The organism is Streptomyces mangrovisoli (genome assembly GCF_000974985.2).
GTDB classification, from domain to species: Bacteria; Actinomycetota; Actinomycetes; order Streptomycetales; family Streptomycetaceae; genus Streptomyces; species Streptomyces mangrovisoli.
Genome location: NZ_LAVA02000021.1, coordinates 26,046 through 47,182, shown reverse-complemented (window position 1 = coordinate 47,182; position 21,137 = coordinate 26,046). Strand labels below are relative to the sequence as shown.

Below are 21,137 nucleotides of genomic sequence, written 5' to 3'. Positions count from 1 at the left end.
CGCTCATCGCGAACGGCGATGACAGTCAGAGCGGTATGACGGATTCCCGATCGCCGAAAGGAGGAGCAGGATGGACGGGGGCGTCCCTGACCCGGAGCGGGTCCGCGGGGCGCCCCGACGGAACCGCCGAACGAGCAAGTGGAGCACCGTGATACGCCTGCGCCGCCCGCGTCGGATGCCGATCGACCCGTACATCCTGCTGCTGCTCGGGACGGTGGGCCTCGCCGCGCTGCTGCCCGCCCGCGGCACCGGTGCCGACGTGGCCTCCGCCGCCTCCACGGTGGCGATCGCCCTGCTGTTCTTCCTCTACGGCGCCCGGCTCTCCACCCGCGAGGCGCTGGACGGGCTGCGGCACTGGCGGCTGCACGGCACGGTGCTCGCCTGCACCTTCCTGGTCTTCCCGCTGCTCGGCCTCGCCGCCCGCGGCCTGGTCCCCGCGCTGCTCAGCCACGACCTCTACACCGGTCTGCTCTTCCTGACCGTGGTCCCCTCCACCGTGCAGTCGTCGATCGCGTTCACCTCGATGGCCCGCGGCAACGTGCCCGCGGCGATCTGCGCGGGCTCCTTCTCCTCGCTGGTCGGGATCGTCGTCACCCCGCTGCTCGCGGCGGTGCTGATCGGCGGGGACGGCGGCGGCTTCTCGACCGACGCGCTCGTGAAGATCGTGCTCCAGCTGCTGGTGCCGTTCGCCGCCGGGCAGCTGCTGCGCCGCTTCGTCGGCCCCTTCGTCACCCGGCACAAGAAGGTGCTCGGGTACGTCGACCGCGGGTCCATCCTGCTCGTCGTCTACACGGCCTTCAGCGAGGGCATGGTCCAGGGCATCTGGCACCGGGTCAGCCCGGCCCGGCTCGGCGCCCTGCTCCTCGTGGAGGCGTTGCTGCTCGGCGTGATGCTCACCCTGACCTGGTACGGCGCGAAGGCGCTGCGCTTCGGCCGCGAGGACCGCATCGCCATCCAGTTCGCCGGTTCCAAGAAGTCCCTGGCCTCCGGGCTGCCCATGGCGGGCGTGCTGTTCGGCGCGCACGCCTCGCTCGCGGTGCTGCCGCTGATGCTCTTCCATCAGATGCAGCTCATGGTGTGCGCGGTCATCGCGAAGCGCCGTGCCCGCGACCCGCTGCCGTCGCCGGACGGCCCGGTCACGGGCGAGGCCCCGTCCGAGGCGTCCCGCGCGGCGGTGGTCACGGGCCCGCGACCGCGCTGACACGGGCCCGCCGCGACCGCGCCGACATGGGTGGGTCCGCCGCGACCGCGCCGACACGGGCCTCCCGCGGCCTCAGTCGCCGCCCCGCACCCGGTCCAGCGGCAGCCACAGCACCGTGTCCGCGCGGGAGTCCAGCACCTTCGGGTCGGCCAGTTCGTCGTCGGTCAGCGCCCGGTCGAAGACGTGCACGTCGTCGATCGCGCCGGTGAGGAAGGCGCGGCTGTCCATGCGCTGCGCGATGTGCACGCCGAACGGCGAGTTGCGGCTGACGGACCCGGCCACGTCGGCCACCGACGTCTCCGTGCCGTCCACGGACAGGCTGAACCGGCCGCCGCCGCGCCGCACCACGAGATGGTGCCACTCGCCGTCGTTGTACGGCAGCGCGGTGACCGCGGACGCCGTCCGCACGGCGGAGGCCCCGTCCCGCACGGTCATCAGCGTCCGCACCCGCTTGCTGTCGGGCTCGCCGCGCATCCACACCTGCGGCTGGGTGCTGCCGATGCCGCCCATCCACAGGAACGGCTGCTCCCCGGTGGTGGCCGAGTAGCGGAACCACAGCGACACCGTGAAGTCCTTCGTGCCGAGCGGCAGCCGGCCGCTGTACGGCAGCCGGACCGCGTCGTCGGTCCCGTCGAACTCCAGCGCCCCGTCGCGTACGCCGTCGGTCTCCTCGGCCCCGCCGAGCACCGCCGCCGGCTCGGCGTGCGCGGCGCGGTCGGCGGTCGTCGGGTCGGGGCCGCGCCGCGCCTGCAGCCAGTCCTCGGTGAACCGCGCGAAGCGGATCTCGTCGGTGGCGGCCACCGCCCCGGCCTCGTACTCCAGGCCCACCGTGTCGTGGTCCACCCGCACCATGTCCGAGTAGCCGGACCAGTCGGCCGTGACGACCGTGCCGCGGTCCACGCTGTCCCACGTGCGCCCGCCGTCGTAGGACGAGCGGATCATCATGGTGCGGCGGCGGTCGGGGTCGGCCGGGCAGGACAGCAGGATGCGCCGGTCCATGCCGAGGGTCGCGCACTGGACCTGGGGTGCGTACAGGTCGGGCAGGTCGCGGAAGGGCGCGGTGAAGCTGCCGCCGCCGTCGCGGCTGACCGCCTGGGTGCGGTGCCCGAGGTCGGTGCCGTCCTGCTCGCGCCCGCTGACCAGCAGGGAGCCGTCGGTCCGCTCGGTGAGGGTCAGTTCGGACGGCTTCTGCCGCCAGGTGCCGTCGTCGGCGATGGGCCAGGTGTCGGTGGCGCCCGCGTGCCAGGTGGCGCCGTGGTCGTCGCTGACGATGAGCGCGGCGTGGTTGGCGGTGACCCGGGTGCCGTCCCAGGTCTCGGTGTTGACGCCGAACACCAGCCGTCCGGCGTGCCGCCCGCGGGTCAGCTGGAGCCCGTGCACCGGCCCGGTGGCGTACCAGGAGTTCCAGTCGGCGGGCAGGATCTCGTCGCTCAGATCGCGCGGCGCGGACCAGGTCAGCCCGTCGTCGTCGCTGTACTGGAGGTGCGGGGTGCGGTCGCACGGCACCGAGCAACTGGCGCCGTCCGTACGGCCCGTGTTGTACGTCTCCGCCAGCAGGACGCGTCCGGTCCGGCGGTCCACGATCGGCGCCGGGTTGCCGTGGGTGTTGCCGTCGCCCTGGGTGACCACCCGCAACGGGCTCCAGGTGCGGCCGTCGTCGGTGGAGCGCTTGACGACGATGTCGATGTCGGCGGCGTCGCCGCAGTTGAGCACCCGGCCCTCGGCGAAGGCGAGCAGCGTGCCCTCGGTGGTGCGGACGACGGCGGGGATGCGGAAGCAGGCGTAGCCGGGGTCCTGCGAGGCCTTGAAGAGCACCTGCTGCTCGAAGGGGGACGCGTCGGTGGCGGCCGCGGCCTGCGCGGCGGCGGCCCGGTCGCCCGCGGTGCCGGCGTGCGCGACGCCCGGCAGCGCGGCCGTCGCCAGCAGCGCGGCGACGGCGGTCAGGAGGGATCTGAGACGGGTGCGAAGACTCGGTGACGGCATGGTGCGACCTGCCCTTCATGCGTCCGGAGGCGTCCGTGTACCGGTTCTCTGTGCCGGTTCTCTGTACCGGTGCTCTGTTCCGGTGCGGGGAGTCCGCTCGGCGCCGGTCGTGCGACGACGGCGCGCCTGACATTCGGACATCCCACGTCCAACGTGCGCGGCACAGACGTTAGTTGCCGTCCTGTGTGCCTCACAAGAAGCGTGCGCCACTCGGGTGTGACGGTGTGTCAGTCCGCAGGTGTGCGCACTCGGCTGCCCCGGTCGGCCGAACGTGGCCGGTTTGTGGGCCTGTTGATCCGGAATACGGGTACGGAGGGCTCACGGCGGCTAACGTTCCGTCATGACCGCAGCCTCGGAACTCGATCCCGCGCGTACCGCCCTGGTCCTCGTCGACCTGATGGAGCGGATCGTCGCGCTGCCCCTGGAGCCCCGCAAGGGCACCGACGTCCTCTTCGCCGCCGAGGGGCTGGCGGCCGCGTTCCGTGCGGCCGGGGCGCCGGTCGTCCTGATCCGGGTGGAGCGGCCCGGCGTCGCGGAGCAGCCGCCCGGCAGCGGGTTCGTCCAGGGGCTGCGGCGGGAGGGCGACATCGAGATCGTGAAGCGGACCGTCGGCGCGTTCCACGGCACCCCGCTCGACGAGCGGCTGCGCCGGCGGGGCGTGCGCACGCTGCTGTTCGGGGGCATCGCGACCAACATGGGCGTGGAGTCCACCGCCCGCGCCGCCGCCGACCTCGGCTACGGGCTGCTGTTCGCCGAGGACGCGATGGCGGCGCTCACCGAGGCCGAGCACGAGGCGTCGGTCCGGCTGGACTTCCCCCGCCTCGGGACGGTGGTGCGGGCGTCGGAGGTGGCGTTCGCGGCGGGGTGAAGTGCCTCGCGCGTCCCGGAGGTGGCGTTCGCGGTGGGGTGAAGTGCCTTGCGCAGGAACGGAGTCGGGCTGCGGCGGGGCCCCCGGGCGCAGGGGGCGCTCCCCGCCCGTGCGGGCCCCGCCGCCGTGCCGCGCGGCGAGCCGCGGGCCCCAGGTCCCACCGGCCCTAGACCGCGGTCCGCAGGGCGATGCGCTCCTCGCCGGCGTACACGTTCATGGAGCTGCCCCGCAGAAAGCCCACCAGGGTCAGCCCGGTCTCCGCGGCCAGGTCGACCGCCAGCGAGGACGGCGCCGACACCGCCGCGAGCACCGGTATCCCGGCCATCACGGCCTTCTGCGCCAGCTCGAAGGAGGCCCGCCCGGAGACCAGCAGCACCACCCGGGACAGCGGCAGGCCGTCGTTCTGGAGCGCGCGTCCGACCAGCTTGTCGACCGCGTTGTGCCGGCCGACGTCCTCGCGGATGTCCAGCAGCTCGCCGTCCTCGGAGAACAGCGCCGCCGCGTGCAGACCCCCGGTCCGGTCGAAGACCCGCTGCGCCGCCCGCAACCGGTCGGGGAGGCTCGCGAGCAGCTCGGCCCCGATCCGGACCGGGGGAGTGTCGGCGATCGGCCAGCGGGCCGTCGTGCGGACGGCGTCCAGGCTCGCCTTCCCGCACAGCCCGCACGACGACGTCGTATAGACGTTGCGTTCGAGGGTGATGTCCGGCAGCACGACGTCCGGCGCGGTGCGCACGTCCACCACGTTGTAGGTGTTGGAGCCGTCCACGGTCGCGCCCGCGCAGTAGACGATGTTCTGGAGGTCCGCGGCCCCGCCGAGCACGCCCTCGCTCACCAGGAAGCCCGCCGCGAGCGCGAAGTCGTCGCCCGGGGTGCGCATGGTGATCGCGAGCGGCTTGCCGTTCAGGCGGATCTCCAGCGGCTCCTCCGCGACCAGGGTGTCCGGGCGGCTGGAGACCACGCCGTCGCGGATACGGATCACCTTGCGTCGTTCCGTGACTCGTCCCATGTCCTGATCAATCCCGGTTCTGTACGTGCTGGTAGCCGAAGCGGCCCTTGATGCAGAGATTTCCGTGGGTCACCGGATTGTCGTGCGGTGAGGTGACCTTCACGATCTCATTGTCCTGCACATGGAGCGTGAGGTTGCAGCCCACACCGCAGTAGGCGCACACGGTGGTCGTCACGGTCTGTGCCGTTTCGTCCCAGGTACCCGCGGCGCGCATGTCGAACTCCGAGCGGAACGCCAACGCCCCGGTGGGGCACACCTCCACGCAATTGCCGCAGTACACGCAGGCCGACTCGGGCAGCGGCGCGTCGTGCTCCACGGCGATCCGGGCGTCGAAGCCGCGGCCGCAAACAGAGATTGCGAAGGTGTTCTGCCACTGCTCGCCGCAGGCGTCGACGCACTTGTAGCACAGGATGCACTTGGCGTAGTCGCGCACGTACAGCTCGTTGTCGACGCGGGGCTCCTCCGTCACGCGGGCGGCGTCCGGGCCGAAGCGGTCGGGGCGGGCGCCGTACTCCTCGATCCACCCGGCCGCCCCCGGTGTCGTCGACAGGTCGACGGAGGAGGCGAGCAGCTCCAGGACCAGCCGGCGGCTGTGCCGCACCCGCTCGCCGTCGGTCCGCACCTCCATGCCCGGCTCCGCGCGGCGCGAGCAGGCCGGCACCAGCGTCCGGGACCCCTCGACCTCCACCACGCACACCCGGCAGGCGTTCTTCGGCCGCAGCGTGTCGCCCTGGCACAGCGTCGGCACGTCCTTGCCCGCGGCCCGGCACGCGTCGAGCAGCGTCGCCCCCTCGGGCACCCGCACCGGCCGCCCGTCGAGCGACACCTCGACCAGACGGCGCGGAATCCCCAGCGGTACGGCGGTCATACGGACACCTCCGGTCCTCGTGGCCCATACGGCTCCACGGCACTCACGTACGGCGGCACGGCGCTCACGCGTACACCCCCAGCCGGTCGAGAGCGGACTCCACGGCGTTCCACGCGGTCTGGCCCAGACCGCAGATCGAGGCGTCCCGCATCGCCCGGCCCACCTCCCTGAGCAGCGTGATGTCGCCCTCGGCCGACGCGCCGCCCGCGCGGTCCGCGAGCCGGCGCAGCGCCTCCTCCTGGCGGACCGTGCCGACCCGGCAGGGCACGCACTGCCCGCACGACTCCTCGCGGAAGAACGCCGCGACCCGCAGCAGCAGCCGGGGCAGCGGCACGCGGTCGTCGAAGGCCATCACCACCCCCGAGCCGAGCGTGGTGCCCGCCTCCCGGGTGCCCTCGAACGTCAGCGGCAGGTCCAGCTCGTCCGGTCGTACGAAGCCGCCTGCCGCGCCCCCGAGCAGCACCGCGCGCAACCCGTCGCGCACGCCCGCGAGCGCGAGCAGCTCCCCGAGTGTCGCCCCGAACGGCAGCTCGTACACGCCCGGCCGCGCCACGCTGCCCGACACGCAGAACAGCTTCGGCCCGGTGGAGCGGCCGGTGCCGATCGCCGCGTACCGCTGGGCGCCCATGGTCAGCACCGACAGGACGTTGACCAGCGTCTCGACGTTGTTCGCGGCGGTCGGCCTGCCGAACAGGCCCTGCTCCACGGGGAACGGCGGCTTGGCGCGCGGCTCGCCCCGTCGGCCCTCGATGGAGTTGAACAGCGCCGTCTCCTCGCCGCAGATGTACGCCCCCGCGCCGCGCCGGATCTCGATGTCGAAGGCGTAGCCCTGGCCGAGCACGTCGTCGCCGAGGAAGCCGCGCGCCCGTGCCTGCGTCAGGGCGTGCTCCAGGCGGCGCAGCGCGCGCGGGTACTCGCCGCGCAGATAGAGCCAGCCGTGGTGCGCGCCGACGGCGTACCCGGCGATCGTCATGGCCTCGATCAGCGCGTACGGGTCGCCCTCCATCAGGACGCGGTCCTTGAAAGTGCCCGGCTCGGACTCGTCGGCGTTGCACACCAGGTGGTGCGGGCGCTCGGGCCGGGCCGCCGTCGCCTGCCACTTGCGGCCGGTGGGGAACGCGGCGCCGCCGCGGCCGACCAGACCCGACTCGGTGACCTCGCGGATCACCCCGGCGGGGCCGAGCGCGAAGGCGCGGCGCAGCGCCGCGTAGCCGCCGTGCGCGCGGTAGTCGTCGAGGGAGGCCGGGTCGACGACGCCGACCCGGCGCAGCAGCACGAGCGAGTCCTGCCCGGCCTGGGGCACGGCCCGCGCGGCGGGCGGCTCCTCGGGCGCGGCGCCGGGGGAGGTCGCGGCGAGCACGGCCGCGTCGACGCCGGCGGGCGCCGCCACCGCCGTGCGCACCGGGTCCCCGGCCCGGACCGCCAGCACGGCGGGGGCGCGCTCGCACAGGCCGAGACAGGGGCTGGGCCGCACGTCGACGCCGCTGCCGGGGCCGAGCCGGTCACGCAGGGCGACGCACAGCTCCTCGCCGCCGCGGAGCTCTCGCCCCGGGGCGACGGGGTGCGGCGGGGTGTGGCCGGGTCCGTGGGCGCCGTGGTGCGCTGTGTCGCCGGGTCCGTGGGTGCCGTGGTGCGCCGTGTTGCCCGGTCCGTCGGTGCCGTCGTGCGTCGCGTGGCCGGGTCCGTCGGTGCCGTCGTGCGTCGCGTGGCCCGGTCCGTCGGTGCCGCCGTGCCCCGTGCCGGCCGGTTCGCCCGCCCGGCCGTGCCCCGCGCTGCCTGCCGTCAGGCACGCCAGGTCCGTGCAGACGTGCAGCACCGTCGTGGGCCGGGGCCGGACCGCGAACAGGGAGTAGAAGGTCGCCACCCCGTACGCCTCCGCGGGCGGCACGGTCAGGCGGCGGCACAGATAGGCGAGGGCGCCCTCGCTGATCCAGCCGATCCGGTCGTTGATCGCGTGCAGCCCCGGCAGCAGCAGATCGCGCCGCTCGCGCGCCTCGCGCCCGCCACGCGCCCACCGCAGATCGCCCGCGCGGTCCCCGCCGCCCTCCCAGGACGACTCGGGCGGCCCCAACAGGGCGTCCACGGCGTCCCGTTCCTCGTCCGTCGGCTTGCTGTCCCCGAAACGCAGATCCACGACCTCACCTCACGACGGTGGCAACGGGCAGCTTGTCGATCCGGATCGCCGACGCCTTGAACTCCGCCGTGCCCGCGATCGGGCAGTTGGCCTCGATCGTGAGCTGGTTGGTGTCCACCTCGTCGGGGAAGTGCATGGTCATGAAGGCCAGTCCGGGCCGCAGCGCCGGATCGACCCACACCGGCGCCACCACCGCGCCCCGCCGCGAGGCCACCTGGACCCGCTCGCCGACCACGACGCCGTACCGCTCGGCGTCCTCCGGGCTCAGCTCGATGTACTCGCCGCGCCGCAGCGGGGAGGCGAAACCGCCGCTCTGCACCCCGGTGTTGTAGGAGTCGAGGCGGCGCCCGGTGGTCAGCCGGATCGGGTAGGCGTCGTCGGTGAGATCGACCGGCGGATCGTGCCGCACGATCCCGAACGGCGCGCGCCTGCCCCGCAGCCCGGGGTCGCTCTCCCACAACCGGCCGTGCAGGAAGCCCGGTTCGAGCCGGTCCGGGCTCGGGCACGGCCACTGGATGCCCTGGTGCTCCTCCAGACGGGCGTACGTCATCCCGTGGTGGTCCGGCGACAGGGACCGCAGTTCGTTCCAGACGGCCTCGGCGTCCGCGTACTTCCACTGGTGGCCGAGCCGGGCCGCCAGGTCGCAGAGGATGTCGATGTCCTCGCGGGCCTCGCCGGGCGGGACGACCGCCCGCCGCACCCGCTGCACCCGCCGCTCGCTGTTGGTGGTGGTCCCCTCGGTCTCCGCCCAGCCCGCCGTCGCGGGCAGCACCACGTGCGCCTGCTCCGCCGTCAGGGTCAGGAAGATGTCCTGGACCACGAGGAAGTCCAGCGCCCGCAGCCGCCGCAGGGCCTGTTCGCTGTCGGCCTCGGACTGCGCCGGGTTCTCCCCGATGCAGTACACGGCCCGCAGCGTGCCCTCCTCCATCGCCTCGAACATCTCGGTCAGGTTCAGGCCGTAGTGCGGCTCGACGGGGGCGCCCCACGCCGACTCGAACTTCTCGCGGGCGACCGGGTCGAGGATGTCCTGGAAGCCCGGCAGCCGGTTGGGTATCGCGCCCATGTCGCCGCCGCCCTGCACGTTGTTCTGCCCGCGCAGCGGCTGCAACCCGGCGCCGTAGCGCCCGACATGACCGGTCAGCAGCGACAGGTTGATCAGCGCGCGCACGTTGTCGGTGCCGTTGTGGTGCTCGGTGATGCCGAGCGTCCAGCACAGCTGGGCCCGTTCGGCGCGGGCGTAGGCGTGCGCCAACTCCCGGATGGCGCGCGCCGGTACACCGGTCACCTTCTGCGCGAGGGACAGGGTCCACGGCTCCACCAGCGCGCGGTACTCCTCGAACCCGGACGTCGCCCGCGCGACGAACGCCTCGTTGACCAGGCCCGCGTGGATGATCTCCCGCCCGATGGCGTGCGCCAGCGGGATGTCCGTGCCGACGTCGAGGCCGAGCCAGCTCTCCGCCCACTCGGCGGTGGAGGTGCGCCGCGGGTCGACGGCGTACATCCGGGCCCCGCCCCGGATGCCCTTCAGCACGTGCTGGAAGAAGATCGGGTGCGCGAAGCGGGCGTTGGAGCCCCACATGAGGATGACGTCGGTGTGCTCGATCTCCTCGTACGACGACGTGCCGCCGCCGGAGCCGAAGGCCGCGGACAGCCCGGCGACGCTGGGCGCGTGGCAGGTCCGGTTGCAGGAGTCGACGTTGTTGGTGCCCATCACGACCCGGGCGAACTTCTGCGCCACGTAGTTCATCTCGTTGGTGGCGCGGGCGCACGAGAACATCCCGAACGCGCCGCGGGCGCGGGCCAGTTCGCGGGCCACCCGGTCGAGGGCCTCGTCCCAGCCGGCCCGCCGGAAGGGCTCGTCGCGGGCGTCCCGCACCAGGGGGTGGGTGAGCCGGGTGTACGGCTGCGGGGCACGGCCCCGCCCCCGCCGACCGGTCCGCCCGTCCGTGCGAGGGGTCTGCCCTGTGCCGGCCGGTACGTCCGTGCGCGGGGTCCGTCCCGCGCCCGTCCGCCCGTCCGTCCGTGGTTCCTTCATGCCGCGCTCCCCAGTGCCAGCAGGTCCGAGATGGCGTGCACGGTGCGCAGGGTGGGCACCTCGACGCCGGTGATCTCCGCGAGTTCGACGACGGCCGCGAGCAGGACGTCCAGCTCCAGCGGCCTGCCGCGCTCCAGGTCCTGGAGCGTGGAGGTGCGGTGGTCGCCGACCTTCTCCGCCCCCGCGAGCCGCCGTTCGATCGAGACGCCGACCTCGCAGCCGAGCGCCTCGGCGACGGCGAGCGTCTCGCGCATCATCGTCTCGATGACCTGGCGGGTGCCCCCGTGCAGGCACATCTGCCGCATGGTCGCGCGGGCCAGGGCGCTGATCGGGTTGAACGAGATGTTGCCGAGCAGCTTGAGCCAGATGTCGTTGCGCAGATCGGGTTCTACGGGGCACTTGAGTCCGCCCGCCCGCATGGCCTCGCCGAACCGCTCGCAGCGCGCGGAGACTTCGCGGCCGGGCTCGCCGACGGAGAACCGGGTCCCCTCCAAGTGCCGTACGACGCCCGGCGCTTCGAGTTCGGTCGCCGCGTACACCACGCAGCCCACGGCGCGTTCGGGGGCCAGTACCGCGCTGACCCGGCCCCCCGGGTCGACGCTCTCCACGCGCCGGCCGTCGTGCGGGCCGCCGTGCCGGTGGAAGTACCACCAGGGGATGCCGTTCTGGGCGGCGACGATCGCCGTGGTGTCGTGCAGCAGCGGCTCGACGAGCGGCCCGCACGCCGCGTACGAGGTCGCCTTCAGGCCGAGGAAGACATGGTCGACCGGGCCGACCTCGGCCGGGTCGTCCGTGGCGTGCACACGGGCGGTGAAGTCGCCGCGTGCGCTGCGCACGTGGACGCCGTTCCGCCGCATGGCCGCCAAGTGCGGTCCACGGGCGATGAGATGCACGTCGGCGCCCGCGCGATGGAGCGCGGCGCCGACATAGGCGCCGATCGCACCGGCGCCGAGGACTGCGACTTTCACAGCGGAGCTCCGTTCGGTCGAGGGTACCGAGGAACCGCCGAACACTGTCGACTGAATATTGTCTACAGTATGGCGGTGAGGGCGGCAAGGGTCCGCGCGTGGCTTCCTGCCGATCCGTGCGCGGCTTCCTGTCGACCCGCGCGCCTTCCTGTCGACCGTTCACCGCAGCCCGCATACCGCTCACCGCATACGGTCGACGGTCCGCTTCTCAACTTCCGTGCCGCTGCCTACCGTCCGGGATCATGAGCCCTCCCGTCGCACCCCCGGGATGGAGCCGTTGGCTCGTCCCCCCGGCCGCCCTGTCCGTCCATCTCGCCATCGGCCAGGCCTACGCCTGGAGCGTGTTCAAGCCGCCCCTCGAATCGGCGCTGCACCTCACCGGTACCGAGAGCGCGCTGCCCTTCCAGCTCGCCATCGTGATGCTCGGCCTGTCGGCCGCGTTCGGCGGCACGCTCGTCGAACGCAACGGCCCGCGCTGGGCGATGACCGTGGCACTGGTCTGCTTCTCCTCCGGGTTCCTGATCTCCGCGCTCGGCGCCGAGACGAAGCAGTACTGGCTGATCGTCCTCGGCTAGGGCTTCGTCGGCGGCATCGGCCTCGGCATCGGTTACATCTCCCCGGTGTCCACCCTCATCAAGTGGTTCCCCGACCGTCCCGGCATGGCGACCGGCATCGCCATCATGGGCTTCGGCGGCGGCGCCCTGATCGCCTCGCCCTGGTCGGCGCAGATGCTCTCCTCCTTCGGCACCGGCCACTCGGGGATCGCCCTCGCCTTCCTCGTCCTCGGACTGTCGTACGCCGTCTTCATGTCGCTCGGCGTGCTGCTCGTGCGCGTCCCGCGGCCGCAGGAGGCCGCCGCCGACGGGCCCGCCGCCGTCACCGGCGTCCGGGTCTCCGCCGCCGGCGCGCTGCGCACCCCGCAGTTCTGGTGCCTGTGGATCGTGCTGTGCACCAACGTCACCGCGGGCATCGGCATCCTGGAGAAGGCCGCCCCGATGATCACGGACTTCTTCGCGGACAGCTCGGCCCCCGTCTCCGCGTCCGCCGCCGCGGGGTTCGTCGCCCTGCTCTCGGCGGCCAACATGGCCGGCCGCATCGGCTGGTCCTCCACCTCCGACCTGATCGGCCGCAAGAACATCTACCGGCTCTACCTGGGCGCCGGCGCGCTCATGTACCTGGTCCTCGCCCTGTTCGGCGACGCGTCCAAGCCGCTGTTCGTGCTGTGCGCGCTCGTCATCCTGTCGTTCTACGGCGGCGGGTTCGCCACCGTGCCCGCCTATCTGAAGGACCTCTTCGGCGCCCACCAGGTCGGCGCGATCCACGGCCGGCTGCTCACCGCCTGGTCCACGGCCGGCGTGCTCGGCCCGCTGATCGTCAACTGGATCGCCGACCGGCAGAAGGACGCGGGCAGGTCGGGCGCGTCCCTGTACACGCTGTCGTTCGGCATCATGATCGGACTGCTCGTCGTCGGCCTGATCGCCAACGAGTTCGTCCGGCCCGTCCACCCCCGCCATCACGTCCCCGCACCGAGGGAGGCAGCCGATGTCGTCCGACAGCAGCCCGAGTCCGCCTGAGCCCGCAGCGGGCCCCGACCGCCGTCCCCTCGTCGCCTTCGCCTGGCTCTGGGTGGGGGCACCGCTGGTCTACGGCGTCTACGAGCTCGTACAGAAGGCGACACAGTTGTTCACGGGGTGAATGTTCGGGCGTCCGAGAGTCTGACGGAAGCCGACAAGACGGACGCCCGTTTCCTGTGGCATCACCTGCCGCCGTACCCGCGAGTCACTGACAAGACTGGTGGATCCCGCTACACAAGGCACCGAGGGGGACCCCCATGAACGGCTCGCGCATCGCCGCCGTCGGCCACTACCAGCCCGCCAAGGTACTCACCAACGAGGACCTGGCGGGCATGGTCGACACCAGCGACGAGTGGATCAGGTCCCGGGTCGGCATCACCACGCGGCACATCGCGGGCCCGGACGAGCCCGTCGACGAGCTGGCCGCGCACGCCGCCGCCAAGGCGCTCGCCGCGGCCGGGCTCGCCCCCGGCGACATCGACCTCGTGCTGGTGGCCACCTCCACCGCCATCGACCGCTCCCCGAACATGGCCGCCCGGGTCGCCGCCCGGCTCGGCGTGCCGCAGCCCGCCGCGATGGACATCAACGTGGTCTGCGCGGGCTTCACCCACGCGCTCGCGACGGCCGACCACACGGTGCGGGCCGGTGCCGCCACGCGCGCCCTGGTCATCGGCGCCGACAAGATGTCCGAGGTGACCGACTGGAGCGACCGCACCACCTGCGTCCTCGTCGGCGACGGCGCGGGCGCCGCCGTGGTCGAGGCCGCCCGGCCCGGCGAGGACGCCGGCATCGGCCCGGTGCTGTGGGGCTCCGTACCCGAGATGGGGCACGCCGTGCGCATCGAGGGCACCCCGCCGCGGTTCGCCCAGGAGGGCCAGAGCGTCTACCGCTGGGCCACCACCCAGCTGCCGCCCATCGCCCGCCGCGCCTGCGAGCGGGCCGGGCTCGCGCCCGAGGACCTCGCCGCCGTCGTGCTGCACCAGGCGAACCTGCGGATCATCGAGCCGCTCGCCACGAAGATCGGCGCGGTCAACGCGGTCGTCGCCCGCGATGTCACCGAGTCCGGCAACACCTCCGCCGCCAGCATCCCGCTCGCCTTCTCCAAGCTCGTCGAGCAGGGCCAGATCTCCACCGGCGACCCGGTGCTGCTGTTCGGCTTCGGCGGCAACCTGTCGTACGCCGGCCAGGTCGTCCGCTGCCCCTGAGCCAGTGGCGTGTGTCCCCGGGCCCGTGATGCCTGCCCCCCGGGCCCGTGATGCCTGCCCCCTCAGCCCGTGGGGCGTGCCCCCCGAGTGTGACGCGGGAGACGCCGCCCGCCCCGCCGGTGCGCCGTAGACTGTAGACGAAAGACAATCGATACTGGCCTTTGGCGACACCGGCCGCCCGGCCGCGGCCCACCGGCGTCGCCCAGGAGGGGGACCGATGCTGTCGACCGGACTGCCGCAGGGTGCGGTGCCCAGACTCGAACGTCCCGGCCCGCTGCGCGACCGCGTCTACGAGGCGCTGCTCGAACTCATCACCACCCGCGCCCTTCGGCCCGGCCAGCACCTCGTGGAGAGCGAGCTCGCCGGGCATCTCGGGGTCTCCCGGCAGCCCGTGCGCGAGGCGCTGCAACGGCTGAACACCGAGGGCTGGGTCGATCTGCGGCCCGCGCAGGGCGCGTTCGTGCACGAGCCGACGGAGGCGGAGGCCGACCAACTCCTCACCGTCCGCACCCTGCTGGAGGCCGAGGCGGCCCGCCTCGCCGCGGCGAACGCGGGCCGCCCCGGCATCGAGGCGCTGGGCGAGCTGTGCGCGCAGGGGGAGCGGGCCGTCGCCGACGACGACGTGGAGACCGCCGTCGCCCTCAACGCCCGCTTCCACGCCGCCGTCATGGAACTGGCCGGCAACGCCGTCCTCGCCGAACTGGCCGCCCAGGTCGACCGCCGGGTGCGCTGGTACTACACCCCGGTCGCCCGGCAGCGCGGCCACCAGTCGTGGATCGAGCACCGCGCGCTCATCGCGGCGATCGAGGCCCGCGACGAGCAGCGCGCCACCGAGCTGATGCGCGAGCACACCGAACACACCCGCCGCTCCTACCTGGACCGCGACCCGTCCTGACCCGCCCCGGACGACCGTCCCCCCACGGCCGGGTGACCGGCCGCGGGGGGACGTACGGGCCGCGGAGAGAGGGGTGCGGGCCGCGGGGGAAGGCGCGGCGGTCAGCCCGTCGTGGCGGCCCGCGGTGGCGGTACGGCGCCGGCGGCGTGCCCCGGCTGCCGCAGCAGCAGCGCGATCGCCGCCGCGACCATCGAGACCCCGCCCGCCAGCGCGTAGGCCCCGTTGTAGCCCCAGGCCGCGACCACCATGGAGCCGAGGCCGCCGCCGAACAGGCCGCTGATCAGCTTTCCGCTGTACACCAGGCCGTAGTTGGTGGCGTTGTAGTTCTCCCCGAAGTAGTCCGGCGTCAGCGCCGCGAACATCGGGTAGAACGCGCCGCCGCCGAAGCCGGAGAGGAAGGCGAAGGCCAGGAACAGCCACTCGCTCTTCATCTCACCGGCGAGGATCACCCCGAACTGGGCGAGACCCAGCACGACGATGACGAACACCAGCGTCGGCTTGCGGCCCCACCGGTCCGACAGCCAGCCCACCGCGCCGCGCCCCACGCCGTTGATGACGGCCATGACGCCCATCGAGGACGCGGCCACCAGCGGGCCGAAGCCGACGTCCTTGGCGTAGTCGACCTGGAACGATATGCCGAAGATCGACACGCCCGCGGTCATCACGATGGACACCCACATCAGTGGCAGCATCCCGGTCCTGATGGCCTCCTTCGGCGTGAACTGCCGTACCGCGGGCGGGTTCTTCGAAGCCGCCGCCGTCGTGCCGCGGGCCGCCGCGGCGTACTTCAGCGGGTCGACGTCCGCGGGCCACCAGTTCTTCGGCGGGTCCTTGAAGAAGAACGCGGAGGCGAACACGACGATCATGATGTAGCAGCCGATCAGGTCCAGCACCGTGTGGTAATTGCCGGTGTCGAAGGCGTAGTTGAAGATGAAGATGAACGGCAGCGAGCCGTACGCGAAGCCGCCGTTGACGAACCCGGTGCGGGCGCCGCGCCGTTCGGGGAACCACTTGCCGACCATGTTGATGCAGGTCGCGTAGATCAGCCCGGCGCCGATGCCGCCGACCACGCCGAAGCCGAGGATCGCCAGCAGCACGTTGTGCAGATGCGACAGGGACAGGAAGCCGACCAGGCACAGCGCCGAGCCGGTGAACATCGCCGCGCGCGCCGTCAGCAGGCCCTTCTCGCGCAGCCAGCCCGCGGGGAAGGCGATGCCGGCCTGGAAGAACACCCAGACGCTGAGGATCCAGAAGGTGTTGCTCTGCGTCCAGCCGTGCGCGTCGGACAGGGTGTCCTCCGCGGAGCCGTACGCGTACTCGAAGACGCTGATGGCCATCATGGTGAGCCAGGGCAGCCACATCATCAGGGAGCGGGAGTGGCCGAGGATGTCGCGGTCGGTCTCGCCGACCCGGTAGACGCGCCCGTGCACGTCGGTCACTTCGCGGTAGGTGCGGCCGGCGGCGCCGGGTTCGGCCGGTGAACTGCTGCCGGTTGCCATGGGTTCTGCGGTCATGTCACGCCATCTCCTCGCCGAGCGGATGCGGGTTGGGGACGATGCGCCGGATCCGGTGTCCGCCCGGCGCCCTGAGGAAGGTGGCCAGTGCCGCCGCGAGCAGGCCGGCACAGCCCATGAGCACGCCGAGGTGCCCTTCTGCCCCGGCGACCGTGCCCGGGGCGCATACGGCGAGGCCGGGGAGCAGCCCCGCGGTGCGGACGACGCCGTGCACGGACGCCAGGGCGTTCTCGCCGAAGCAGTCCGCCGTCATCGCGGCCAGCAGCGGCCCCACCGCCCCGCCGGCGAGACCCGACAGCGCCGCGCAGCACAGGAACAGCGCGGTGCCGCCGCCCCGGGGGAGGGCCGCCGGGGCGAACCCGGCCGCGGCCGGCAGCAGACACGCGGCCACCAGCGCCGTACGGCGGCCGAGGCCGTCGGAGAGCCGTCCGAACAGCGCGCCGCCGAGCCCCGCGGCGAGGACCGCCCCGCACACCGCGGCCGCGACGGTCCGGCCGCCGAACTCCCCGCCCGCGCCGGACACCACCCGGACGGCGGCTCCGAGGACGCCGGCACCGGCCGTGCCCAGCACGCACCACATCAGCCACAGCGCGGGCGTGCGGATCGCCTCCCGCGGGCCGAACTGCCGTACCGCGGGCGGATTCTTCGCCCGTGCCCGGCGCTCGCGCGGATCGCGCGGGACCCGGCGCGGATCGGCGTGCGCGGGCCACCAGTTCGGGGGTGGGTCCCGCAACTCCCGCCCGGCCGCGGCCACCAGCAGGCACAGCGCGGCGCCCGCCGCGACCCATGCCGTACGGTGGCCGCCCGGGTCCGGTCCGGCGACGGCGAGCAGCACCAACGGGGCGGCCCCGCAGGTGAGTCCGCCGGCCACGAGGCCGGTCCGCGCGCCCCGCCGCTCCGGATGCCACTTGGCGGCCGTGCTCACACAGGTCGCCTGCACCAGGCCCGCGGCGAGGCCGCCGCCCACCGCGAACAGGGCCCGCGCGGCGGGGGCGTGCGGCGCGAACGCCACGGCCGGACAGCACAGCAGCGCCACCAGCGCCCCGACCGGCACCGCCGCCCGCGCGGGGAGCCGTCCGCGCTCCCGCAGCCGGCCGGCGGGCAGCGCCACGGCCGCCCGGCAGACCAGCCACACGCCCGCGGGCCACCACAGGCGCCCGTCGCCCCACCACCCGGTCCCGTGCGGCGGAGCCGCCGCCGCGGCGAACGCGGCCTCGGCGGCGCCGATCCCCGCCGTGCCCGTCCAGGGCAGGGCGGCCATCCACCCGCGTGCGCGGCCCAGGAGATCGTCGTCGGTCTCCCCGATGCGGTACACGCGGCCGTGCCGGTCCGTCACCTCCCTGGCGGCGACGGGCCCCGGACACTCGGTCATCGTCATGACTGCTTCGCACCCCTTGCGTCGAAAGAACTGGCCAGCGCCCCCTGTCCGTTGCCTTTCGTGCGCGCACGGGTCCCGGGGCCGGCCGACGCGCACCGTCGGCCCGCCCCCGCGTCTCTCACCTCATGAACCGCCCCCCAAGGCCCCCGCCGCGCGCGCCCAGCGGTACTTCGCGCCGAGCACGGCCACCGGCCGTTCCGTCGTGTACGGGTACGCCACGACGCCCCGTTCGAAGAGGTACTGGCAGGCCTCCTCGACCTCCACGTCACCGGCGAGGGAGGCCACCACCGGCTTCTCGACGCCGCGTTCGCGGAACTCGGCCACCACGCGCGCGGTGAGCTCCGCGAACACCATGGGAGGCGTGACGATCGTGTGCCAGTAGCCGAGGACCAGCGCGTGGACCCGCGGATCCTCCATGCCGAGCCGGATCGTCGCCTCGTACGTCGACGGCGGCTCGCCCCCGGTGATGTCCACCGGGTTGCCGGCCGCCCCGAACGGCGGGATGAACCGGCGGAACGCCTCGTCGAGGTCGGGCGGGATCTCCATCAGGGACAGGCCGTTGTCCGTCACCGCGTCCGACAGCAGCACCCCGCTGCCGCCCGCGCCGGTGATGATCACGACGTTGTCGCCGCGCGGGGTGGGCAGGACGGGCAGCGCGCGGGCGTACTCCAGCATGTCGGCGAGGCCGGGCGCCCGGATGACGCCCGCCTGGCGCAGGATGTCGTCGTAGACCTTGTCGTCCCCGGCGAGCGCCCCGGTGTGCGAGCCGGCCGCCCGCGCCCCGGCGGCCGTACGGCCCGCCTTGAGCACCACCACCGGTTTGCGCGGCACGGTCGCGCGGGCCGCCGCCACGAACGCGCGGCCGTCCTTGAGGTCCTCCAGGTGCATCGCGATGCACTCGGTGTGCGGGTCCTCGCCGAACCAGGTCAGCAGGTCGTCCTCGTCGAGATCGGACTTGTTGCCGAGGCCGACGATCGCCGACACCCCGGTCCGCGTCGTGCGGGCGAAACCCAGGATCGCCATGCCGATGCCGCCCGACTGCGAGGTCAGCGCCACCGGGCCCTTGACGTCGTACGGCGTGCAGAAGGTGGCGCACAGGTCGTGCCAAGTGGAGTAGTAGCCGTAGATGTTGGGCCCGAGCAGCCGGACGCCGTGCCGCTCGGCGATGGCCACGATCTCGTCCTGGAGGGCGTGTTCGCCGGTCTCCGCGAACCCGGACGGGATGAGCACGGCGTTCGGTATCCGCCTGCGCCCCACCTCCCCCAGGGCCGCGGGCACCAGCCGCGCCGGGATCGCGAAGACCGCCACGTCCACCTCGCCGGGCACGTCCGCGACGCTCGCGTACGCCTTGCGCCCGAGGATGTCGTCGGCCTTCGGGTTCACCGGGTGGATGTCCCCGGCGAAGCCGCCGTCGACGAGGTTGTGCATCACCGAATTGCCGATCTTCCCGGCCTCGTTCGACGCGCCGATCACCGCCACCGACCGCGGCTGCATCAGCCGGCGCATCGAGCCGAGGATCTCGTCGCGGGTGTACGTCCGGCGGGGCGGCGGCTGCCGCTCGGCGAGGATCACCCGGATGTCGGCGGCGAGGGCGCCCTCGGGCGTCGCGATCACCGGGTTGAGGTCGACCTCGGCGATCTCCGGGAAGTCCGCGACGAGTTGGGAGACCCGGCGGATCTGCTCGGCGACCGCCCAGCGGTCCACCCCGGCCTGTCCGCGCACCCCGCGCAGCACCTGGGCCGCACGGATCGAGTCCAGCATCGACAGCGCCTCGTCGGCGGTGACCGGCGCCAGCCGGAAGGTGACGTCCTTCAGCACCTCGACCAGCACCCCGCCGAGCCCGAACGCGACGACCTTCCCGAACGTCGGGTCGGTGACGGCGCCGACGATCACCTCCTGCCCGGCCGGCAGCAGTTCCTGCACCTGCACGCCCTCGATGCGGGCGGCGGGGTCGTGGGCGCGGGCGTTGGCGACGATCGCGCGGAAGGCGTTGCGCACGTCCGTGGCGCCCTCGACGCCGACGACGACCCCGCCCGCCTCGGTCTTGTGCAGGATGTCCGGCGACACGATCTTCAGGACCACGGGCCCGCCGAACCGCGCCGCCGCCGCGACCGCCTCCTCGACGTCCCGCGCCAACTCCTCGCCGGGTACGGCGATCCCGTACGCCTCGGCGATCACCTTGCCCTCGGGGGCGGTCAGCGAGGTACGGCCCTCGCCCCGCACCGCGTCCAGCAGCGCGCGTACCGTGACCGTCCGGTCCTCCGACATCACCTCAGATCACCCCGTTCGACTTCAGCAGGCGCAACTCTTCGTCACCGAGGCCGAGTTCGCCGACGTAGATCTCCGCGTTGTGCTCGCCGAGCAGCGGCGAGGCCGTCACCTCCACCGGGGAGTCGGACAGCTTCAGGGGGCTGCCGACGGTCACGAACTCGCCCCGCCGCGGATGCGGCACGGTGACGACCATCCCGTTGGCGGCCAGCGAGGCGTCCTCGATGATCTCCTTGGTGGACAGGATCGGCCCGCACGGGACGTCGTGGGCGTTGAGCCGTTCCAGCACCTCCCACTTGGGCAGGTGCGAGGACCACTCCTCGATCAGCTGGAACATCTTGCCGAGCTTCGGCAGCCGCACCTCGGGCGTCGCCCACTCGGGGTCCTCGGCGAGTTCGGGGCGGCCCATCAGTTCGCAGAGCGGCCGCCAGCCGACGGGCTGCACGATGACGTACACGTAGTCGTTGGGGCCGCCCGGCGCGCACTTGACCGCCCAGCCGGGCTGTCCGCCGCCGGAGGCGTTGCCCGAACGCGGCACCTCGTCACCGAAGTCGTCGTTCGGGTACTCGGCGAGCGGGCCGTGCGCGAGGCGCTGCTGGTCGCGCAGCTTCACCCGGCACAGGTTGAGCACGGCGTGCTGCATGGCCACGTTCACCCGCTGCCCGCGCCCGGTGTGCTCGCGCTGGTAGAGCGCGGCGAGGATGCCCGCCACCACGTGCACGCCGGTGCCGGAGTCGCCGATCTGGGCACCGGTCGCGAGCGGCGGCCCGTCCTCGAAGCCGGTGGTCGACATCGACCCGCCCATCGCCTGCGCGACGACCTCGTACGCCTTGAAACCGGTGTACGGACCCGGGCCGAAGCCCTTGATGGAGGCATAGACGAGCTGCGGGTTGATCTCCCGGATGCGGTCCCAGGTGAAGCCCATGCGGTCGACGGCGCCCGGCCCGAAGTTCTCGACCAGGACGTCCGAGCGGCGGATCAGCTCGGTGAGGAGCTCCTTGCCGCGCTCGGTCTTGGTGTTGAGGGTGATGCTGCGCTTGTTGCAGTTGAGCATCGTGAAGTAGAGGGAGTCGACGTCCGGGAGGTCGCGCAGCTGCCGGCGCGTGATGTCGCCGGAGGGCGCCTCCAGCTTGACGACGTCCGCGCCGAGCCAGGCCAGCAGCTGGGTCGCGGAGGGACCGGACTGCACGTGGGTCATGTCCAGGACGCGGATGCCGTCGAGGGCCTTGGTGGTCATGGG

The 21,137-nt window shown here is 73.3% G+C and carries 15 protein-coding genes and 1 pseudogene; 6 read left to right on the top strand and 10 right to left on the bottom strand.

Annotated features, from left to right (window positions below):
- The first annotated feature begins 175 nt into the window (after window positions 1-175).
- Window positions 176-1,201, top strand: coding sequence for a bile acid:sodium symporter family protein (locus WN71_RS10845; RefSeq protein WP_046586504.1), 1,026 nt, complete (start codon window positions 176-178; stop codon window positions 1,199-1,201).
- Between the two features lie 72 nt (window positions 1,202-1,273).
- Here WN71_RS10845 and WN71_RS10840 read toward each other — a convergent pair whose 3' ends face one another.
- Complete coding sequence (locus tag WN71_RS10840) at window positions 1,274-3,184, bottom strand: sialidase family protein (RefSeq protein WP_046586505.1); 1,911 nt, start codon at window positions 3,182-3,184, stop codon at window positions 1,274-1,276.
- Window positions 3,185-3,524: 340 nt separating this feature from the next.
- Here WN71_RS10840 and WN71_RS10835 point away from each other — a divergent pair, with 340 nt between their 5' ends.
- A complete protein-coding gene (locus WN71_RS10835) occupies window positions 3,525-4,052 on the top strand; it encodes an isochorismatase family protein (RefSeq protein ID WP_046586511.1) in 528 nt (175 codons plus the stop codon).
- Between the two features lie 166 nt (window positions 4,053-4,218).
- On the opposite strand, the gene fdhD is transcribed toward WN71_RS10835, so the two are convergent.
- The 5 genes from fdhD to WN71_RS10810 form a co-directional block, all read right to left on the bottom strand.
- Complete coding sequence (gene fdhD / locus WN71_RS10830; RefSeq protein WP_046586512.1) at window positions 4,219-5,058, bottom strand: formate dehydrogenase accessory sulfurtransferase FdhD; 840 nt, start codon at window positions 5,056-5,058, stop codon at window positions 4,219-4,221.
- Window positions 5,059-5,065: 7 nt separating this feature from the next.
- Window positions 5,066-5,926: a 2Fe-2S iron-sulfur cluster-binding protein gene (locus WN71_RS10825; RefSeq protein WP_046586514.1), complete on the bottom strand. Its 861-nt coding sequence runs from the start codon at window positions 5,924-5,926 to the stop codon at window positions 5,066-5,068.
- A gap of 64 nt (window positions 5,927-5,990) precedes the next feature.
- Window positions 5,991-8,060 carry an NADH-ubiquinone oxidoreductase-F iron-sulfur binding region domain-containing protein gene (locus WN71_RS10820; RefSeq protein WP_046586518.1) on the bottom strand — a complete coding sequence of 690 codons (2,070 nt, stop codon included), beginning with the start codon at window positions 8,058-8,060 and terminating at the stop codon, window positions 5,991-5,993.
- Window positions 8,061-8,064: 4 nt separating this feature from the next.
- Window positions 8,065-10,095: a molybdopterin oxidoreductase family protein gene (locus tag WN71_RS10815; RefSeq protein ID WP_240529629.1), complete on the bottom strand. Its 2,031-nt coding sequence runs from the start codon at window positions 10,093-10,095 to the stop codon at window positions 8,065-8,067.
- On the bottom strand, window positions 10,092-11,063 hold the full coding sequence (locus WN71_RS10810; protein WP_046586520.1) for a 2-dehydropantoate 2-reductase: 972 nt from the start codon (window positions 11,061-11,063) through the stop codon (window positions 10,092-10,094). Before WN71_RS10810 ends, WN71_RS10815 begins: the two co-directional genes overlap by 4 nt.
- Before the next feature lie 242 nt (window positions 11,064-11,305).
- Between WN71_RS10810 and WN71_RS10805 the strand changes: the two are divergent.
- The 4 genes and pseudogenes from WN71_RS10805 to WN71_RS10795 all read left to right on the top strand — a co-directional run bounded on the left by WN71_RS10805 (window position 11,306) and on the right by WN71_RS10795 (window position 14,737).
- Window positions 11,306-12,637, top strand: a pseudogene (locus WN71_RS10805) (OFA family MFS transporter).
- Window positions 12,606-12,758, top strand: coding sequence for an MFS transporter small subunit (locus WN71_RS43435; RefSeq protein WP_420856489.1), 153 nt, complete (start codon window positions 12,606-12,608; stop codon window positions 12,756-12,758). The pseudogene WN71_RS10805 and the gene WN71_RS43435 overlap by 32 nt, the downstream one beginning before the upstream one ends.
- 136 nt (window positions 12,759-12,894) lie before the next feature.
- Window positions 12,895-13,842, top strand: coding sequence for a beta-ketoacyl-ACP synthase III (locus WN71_RS10800; RefSeq protein ID WP_046586522.1), 948 nt, complete (start codon window positions 12,895-12,897; stop codon window positions 13,840-13,842).
- A gap of 217 nt (window positions 13,843-14,059) precedes the next feature.
- Window positions 14,060-14,737, top strand: coding sequence for a GntR family transcriptional regulator (locus WN71_RS10795; RefSeq protein ID WP_046586523.1), 678 nt, complete (start codon window positions 14,060-14,062; stop codon window positions 14,735-14,737).
- A gap of 101 nt (window positions 14,738-14,838) precedes the next feature.
- On the opposite strand, the gene WN71_RS10790 is transcribed toward WN71_RS10795, so the two are convergent.
- From WN71_RS10790 to frc, 4 genes are all read right to left on the bottom strand, one after another.
- Complete coding sequence (locus tag WN71_RS10790) at window positions 14,839-16,251, bottom strand: OFA family MFS transporter (RefSeq protein WP_206300058.1); 1,413 nt, start codon at window positions 16,249-16,251, stop codon at window positions 14,839-14,841.
- Between the two features lies 1 nt (window position 16,252).
- Window positions 16,253-17,629: an MFS transporter gene (locus tag WN71_RS10785; protein ID WP_046586525.1), complete on the bottom strand. Its 1,377-nt coding sequence runs from the start codon at window positions 17,627-17,629 to the stop codon at window positions 16,253-16,255.
- A gap of 123 nt (window positions 17,630-17,752) precedes the next feature.
- Window positions 17,753-19,897, bottom strand: coding sequence for an acetate--CoA ligase family protein (locus WN71_RS10780; protein WP_046586558.1), 2,145 nt, complete (start codon window positions 19,895-19,897; stop codon window positions 17,753-17,755).
- Window positions 19,898-19,901: 4 nt separating this feature from the next.
- Entirely contained in the window at window positions 19,902-21,134 is a 1,233-nt protein-coding gene (frc, locus tag WN71_RS10775; protein ID WP_046586526.1) for a formyl-CoA transferase, read from the bottom strand.
- Between the last annotated feature and the right edge of the window lie 3 nt (window positions 21,135-21,137).

What these genes read in the sequence shown, in the direction of transcription:
- WN71_RS10835 (WP_046586511.1), top strand. Translation starts at nt 3,525, where the DNA reads ATGACCGCAGCCTCGGAACTCGATCCCGCGCGTACCGCCCTGGTCCTC.
- frc (WP_046586526.1), bottom strand. Translation starts at nt 21,134, where the DNA reads ATGACCACCAAGGCCCTCGACGGCATCCGCGTCCTGGACATGACCCAC.
- WN71_RS10785 (WP_046586525.1), bottom strand. Translation starts at nt 17,629, where the DNA reads ATGACGATGACCGAGTGTCCGGGGCCCGTCGCCGCCAGGGAGGTGACG.
- WN71_RS10825 (WP_046586514.1), bottom strand. Translation starts at nt 5,926, where the DNA reads ATGACCGCCGTACCGCTGGGGATTCCGCGCCGTCTGGTCGAGGTGTCG.
- WN71_RS10815 (WP_240529629.1), bottom strand. Translation starts at nt 10,095, where the DNA reads ATGAAGGAACCACGGACGGACGGGCGGACGGGCGCGGGACGGACCCCG.
- WN71_RS10800 (WP_046586522.1), top strand. Translation starts at nt 12,895, where the DNA reads ATGAACGGCTCGCGCATCGCCGCCGTCGGCCACTACCAGCCCGCCAAG.
- WN71_RS10795 (WP_046586523.1), top strand. Translation starts at nt 14,060, where the DNA reads ATGCTGTCGACCGGACTGCCGCAGGGTGCGGTGCCCAGACTCGAACGT.
- WN71_RS43435 (WP_420856489.1), top strand. Translation starts at nt 12,606, where the DNA reads ATGTCGTCCGACAGCAGCCCGAGTCCGCCTGAGCCCGCAGCGGGCCCC.
- WN71_RS10790 (WP_206300058.1), bottom strand. Translation starts at nt 16,251, where the DNA reads ATGACCGCAGAACCCATGGCAACCGGCAGCAGTTCACCGGCCGAACCC.
- fdhD (WP_046586512.1), bottom strand. Translation starts at nt 5,058, where the DNA reads ATGGGACGAGTCACGGAACGACGCAAGGTGATCCGTATCCGCGACGGC.
- WN71_RS10845 (WP_046586504.1), top strand. Translation starts at nt 176, where the DNA reads ATGCCGATCGACCCGTACATCCTGCTGCTGCTCGGGACGGTGGGCCTC.
- WN71_RS10780 (WP_046586558.1), bottom strand. Translation starts at nt 19,897, where the DNA reads ATGTCGGAGGACCGGACGGTCACGGTACGCGCGCTGCTGGACGCGGTG.
- WN71_RS10840 (WP_046586505.1), bottom strand. Translation starts at nt 3,184, where the DNA reads ATGCCGTCACCGAGTCTTCGCACCCGTCTCAGATCCCTCCTGACCGCC.